This window comes from Algoriphagus sp., assembly GCF_029254265.1.
GTDB lineage: Bacteria > Bacteroidota > Bacteroidia > Cytophagales > Cyclobacteriaceae > Algoriphagus.
In genome coordinates, this window is sequence record NZ_JAQWXX010000056.1 from 1 (window position 1) to 4,956 (window position 4,956).

The following is a 4,956-nucleotide window of genomic DNA, read 5'->3' on the forward strand; positions in this document are numbered from 1 at the left end:
AGTCAAGTTCAGTTTGGAAGCTTTTACTGAACTCTATGACTCCTTGACCTTTAAATATATCCATTTTGAGCGTTTGAAAAGCTATAAATATATGCAATTAAAAGGACACCTCTATAAGCCTTTAAGAAACATATGGACAAATCTTTTTCAATAAAAATCTATATACTTACCGACACTATAAATTCTAAATCTCTGTAAATTAGGTATTTACATTTTTTAAACTATAATAACCACCAATTTTATCAGTAACTTTCTTTACAAAATTCTAAGTATTCAATTTATCAAATAGTAAAATTCAGCGAGGAAATATCTTCTAATGCGCACTGAATTCAAAGCTTACTAATTCAAAAAACCTTCAAATCCTCTTACTTAATCTACAGAATGAAAAACAAAATAGTATAGAAATAACAAAACGAAATTTCCAATCTGGGTAGGACACATCCCTAAAAAAAAACCCTCTTTGATTTATACCAAAGAGGGTCTTCAAACTCTATTGCCTTTGAATTAATATGCGTTTTCGCTCTTAAAAATCAAACTATAGAATGTCAAAAAGATTATTTTAATATCGAATAAGAAACTCCAATTTTTAATATAAAACAAATCATATCTTAAACGAGCATTCATATCGAATGAATCATTAATCTCACCTCGAAAACCTTTTGCTTGAGCAAGACCGGTTATTCCTGGCTTAACCATGTGTCGATACATGAAATTCTCAATTTTCTCTGCAAATTCTCTGTTCATAGGAAGAGCGTGAGGTCTTGGACCTACTATTGCCATTTCTCCTATTAATACGTTTATAAGTTGAGGCAACTCATCAATACTACTCTTTCTTAGGAAAGCACCCACTTTTGTAACCCTATCATCATTTTTAGTAGCCTGTTTGAATTTAGTTTCTGGTTCAAATTTCATGCTTCTAAACTTGAGGCAATAAAAAGGAACATTATTCTGACCATGCCTAAGCTGCTTGTAAAAAACCGGTCCTTTCGATTCCATTTTAATGAGTAACGCAATTATTGGAAACAACCAACTTGCTATTAAGATAAGGAATACACTTACGGAAACAATTTCGAAGATTCTCTTAGCAATAACTTGGGAGTTATCTCGAAGATTTACCGAATATCTATGAAGAATAAAATCGGCACTAATCGAAAAGTTTTCAACGCTGTTAAGATTTGATGTTGTAGTAGCCATGATTATAACTATTTTTTAAATTTTGAAAAACCGTCCCAAACCAAGTCAGAATAAATCCCCCTTTTTTTGTTGATGTAAATTTAGATAATAAATCAGTGAAATTCCAATTGAATTACATTTTTTTTTATTTGAAATACATTTTTTATAAGTAAAAGGGATTTGTTTTATCCTGACTTGGATTAAAAAAAGCTTCCAAATCATCTCAATACTGTCTCGTAAAACCCTGAATTCCTGAATTTTGAGCCCCATTGACCTTGAGCCATTTTTTTCTAAGAGCCAACTCTTGCCGGTCAAAATCTTTAAAAAAATAAATCTGAATGAAATGAAACTCACTTCCAGAAAAGTAATTCTCCTATTATTAATAGTGTTTTAGCAGAAAACTCTGATTATTAGACAAACAGGCTAGAAAAGAACAACCCAAAAGACTTTTTAAGATCTCATTCCTTAAAACTGCTGTCAGTTTTATGCCCAATTAAAAAGTGCGGAAAGATCCATGATTTAAACTTTAGAATTCACCGTAATAGACCATATTAAAATACCAAAAATCATTTCCTTCAAATATTTTCTTGGTGACAACCTAAACTAGACACCTAATTTAGAGGTTTCTGAAAAAGTTCAGGCCTGACATACTCGATCAAGCCATTGAATACCATGAAATCGCAAAACCTAATAAGTTAAACTTGAAAGATTAAAATATTGCTAGCCCATCACAAAGCATCATAGCACAATCTGATTTCTGAAAATCTAACGAGAGTTAGTCTAACAAATGCTCCTTTAAACCAAAAATTAGTTCTCCCCAAAATAATCCTTCCTATACCCTTGTCTTAAAAGGCCATCAATAAAAGCAAAATTGGTCATACGTTTCATTATTAAATATCAGACTACGAATTGAGGAAAAAATTGGGACATTGACCCAAAAAATTTCATTAACTTTAGATAAAATTTTAAACTTTATTAGTTAATTAATGGGGAAACTTTCTATTGAAAAACAATAAAAATATCTGAGAATAGTCAAGATTAGAAGAAAATAACAACTAGGTTTTTATAAGTATTTTTCAAAAAAGCCATTTGAATTTAACCAAAAGGTTTAAAACAGTAGGTTTACCGCTCAAATTTGCGCCGAGCTCAATCTATCATTGACAAATTCTCCTAACAAATAATAAGGATATGAATGTCTTCTCACATTTTAGGATTTCATAGTTTGAAGAATTATCAAATTCACCAAATACCCATCCTGATTATCGGACCGAGGCTTTAACACCAAATTTTAGCTCAATTTTATTTTACATACATTTATTTGCTTTTTAGATATTAATTAAAGTACTTTACAGCAATAATGTGCGATCACCTTAGTATCAAAAGAATAGATTTTAACAAAAACAATAAAACACACTTGACAACATGGTAAAAGTTGCTTTAATCGGAGCAGGAAAGATGGGGTTGTCTCATCTTTCAATTTTAGGAGCACATCCAAAAGTAGAAATTGTAGGAGTTTGCGACACCTCAAAAATGGTTGTAGAAGTTCTTGAAAGATATAGTGGTTACAAATGTTATTCTGATTATCTTAAAATGATAGAAGAGTCCCGCCCTGATGCAGTATTTGTTTCAGTGCCCACTAAATACCATTATCCAATGGTCAAGGAGCTTTTGAATAAAGGAGTACATGTTTTCACTGAAAAACCATTTTGCTTAAATCCTGAGGAAAGTAATGAATTGACACAACTGGCTAAGAAAGCTAGCGTTGTAAATCAGGTAGGATACCACAATAAATTTGTAGGGACTTTTAAAGAGGTCAAAAATCTTGTAAAAAACGGGGCTATTGGTGAGATAACACATTTTCAAGGTGAAGCTTATGGCCCCGTGGTTATAAAGAAAAAAAGTGAAACATGGAGATCCGATCCTAGTGAAGGAGGTGGATGCTTAATGGACTATGCTTCTCATGTAATCGACCTGATCAATGATATCATCTCTCCTATTGATTCTTGCAAAGGTTCAATCCTTAAATCAATTTATTCAAAAAATGTGGATGATTCCGTTTATGCCTTAGTAGGTACTAATTCGGGAGCTTCCGGGGTTATTTCTGTAAATTGGAGTGACGAAACTTACAGGAAAATGTCAACTTCTATCACAATTATAGGAACTAAAGGGAAAATTATATCTGATGCAAATGAATTGAAAGTGTATTTTAAAGGAGACGGATTTCCAAAAGGATACTCAAAAGGATGGAATGTTAAGTATGTGACTGATCTTACTGAGGAGGTAAACTTCTACCTTAGAGGAGAAGAGTACTCGGCTCAGATAGATTACTTCATAAAGTCTGTGATCGGAGAAAATGATAGAACGATTAACACCTTTGACAGTGCATGGAAAACAGACAAATCAATTTCATTAATTAAAAACTAATCAAGCCTATAAAAGTATGGAAAGAATAATTTTTGGAGACAACCAGTTTTTTGCAGTGAATCATATTTCGGACGAAAAATCTCGTGCTCAGTCAATTAAATTCAAAGATGATTCTGCAATCATCAAAACATTGGATATTGCAATAGCCTCAGGCATAAATACATTCATGTGTACGACCCATGATAGAATTGCCAATATTTGTGAAATTATCAGAAAAGATCCTGAAAAATATAAAGACTTTAAGATATACCCTTGTATGCCATATGCGCATAAATACGCTAATGCTGTAACTGACCTTGGTATCGCAGGAACATTGAAACAATATGTGCCAGGTAATTTTCTGGGATCATTATTAAAAGGTGGAGTTGCCTATTTATCCAAAGATTACATCTCAATTATGGAATTGTTGGTCGATGCAGAAATGAAAATGTTCAAGGGAATTAATACCCCCGTAATTTTCCTCCAAAATGTAATCACTGATTTATTATTGGGACTTGGGATGGATGAGTTCCTGGTTGCTTTTGCAAAATATATCAAGGAGAAATACAATGCAGAGCCGGGTTTTATAACAATGAACTTACCAAAACTTTTAGAGGTATTGGAAAAGAACGGTATTAGTAACCCTATTATTTGTGCTTCAATAAATAAAGTGAATTTCAGGATGTCAGGTGGTAAAGATTTGTATGAGAAAACTTTAAGCGAAGGAAGGTGTAGAATAATCGCGATGCAAGTTCTTGGTGGAGGAGCTATTCCAGCTGGTGAGGCTTTAGAATATGTGAGTAATCTGCCTAATGTTGAATCAATTCTTTTCGGAGCATCTTCCAAACAGAATATCGAGAACACAGTGGAAACCATAAAATATCACGATCAAAAAAAGAAAGCATCATCAATTATCGGCTAATTAAAATTGATTTGATAATCAGTTAATTACTAAGAAAAAAAGAATCTCTCCAAATTAAAAAAGCATAAGTGATCTCCCTTCAGATAAAGAAATCGGGGACACTTATGCTAAATCATCTTAATAACTTCAAGCTTGAAACTAAACAAACTGTGTTTCACAAAGCCAATATACTTCACCTAACCTCATAAACATCAGGCAAAACAGTTTACTGTTTAAAAAAAGTCACCGGATATAATTTAATTAGCCATTTAAAAAGTATTTGTAAAATAAAATCCAAATTTCATCTTTCCTGGATTTCTGGAATTTACCCCCTTAATATCTCCAAAACATTAATTGTACAATATGTATATCCGCAATCTTGCCAGTATGATTAAATCGAAGCAATAATGAGTCTGTCAAAGAGTTTTTGACCGAAATATCTTCTGTTGAGTTTGTAACAAAACTCGTCCAGGTAATTC

Annotated in this window: 3 protein-coding genes; 2 read left to right on the plus strand and 1 reads right to left on the minus strand. The window is 32.3% G+C overall.

From position 1 onward, the window contains the following. Positions 1-504 precede the first annotated feature (504 nt). Complete coding sequence (locus tag P8O16_RS08745) at positions 505-1,194, minus strand: sugar transferase (RefSeq protein ID WP_300313423.1); 690 nt, start codon at positions 1,192-1,194, stop codon at positions 505-507. Positions 1,195-2,595: 1,401 nt separating this feature from the next. Between P8O16_RS08745 and P8O16_RS08750 the strand changes: the two genes are divergently transcribed. Together P8O16_RS08750 and P8O16_RS08755 are read left to right on the plus strand one after the other, a co-directional pair. Then, a complete protein-coding gene (locus P8O16_RS08750) occupies positions 2,596-3,597 on the plus strand; it encodes a Gfo/Idh/MocA family oxidoreductase (RefSeq protein ID WP_300313425.1) in 1,002 nt (333 codons plus the stop codon). Positions 3,598-3,613: 16 nt separating this feature from the next. Further along, positions 3,614-4,498, plus strand: coding sequence for a hypothetical protein (locus P8O16_RS08755; RefSeq protein WP_300313427.1), 885 nt, complete (start codon positions 3,614-3,616; stop codon positions 4,496-4,498). Positions 4,499-4,956 lie beyond the last annotated feature (458 nt).

What these genes read in the sequence shown, in the direction of transcription:
- P8O16_RS08755 (WP_300313427.1), top strand. Translation starts at nt 3,614, where the DNA reads ATGGAAAGAATAATTTTTGGAGACAACCAGTTTTTTGCAGTGAATCAT.
- P8O16_RS08750 (WP_300313425.1), top strand. Translation starts at nt 2,596, where the DNA reads ATGGTAAAAGTTGCTTTAATCGGAGCAGGAAAGATGGGGTTGTCTCAT.
- P8O16_RS08745 (WP_300313423.1), bottom strand. Translation starts at nt 1,194, where the DNA reads ATGGCTACTACAACATCAAATCTTAACAGCGTTGAAAACTTTTCGATT.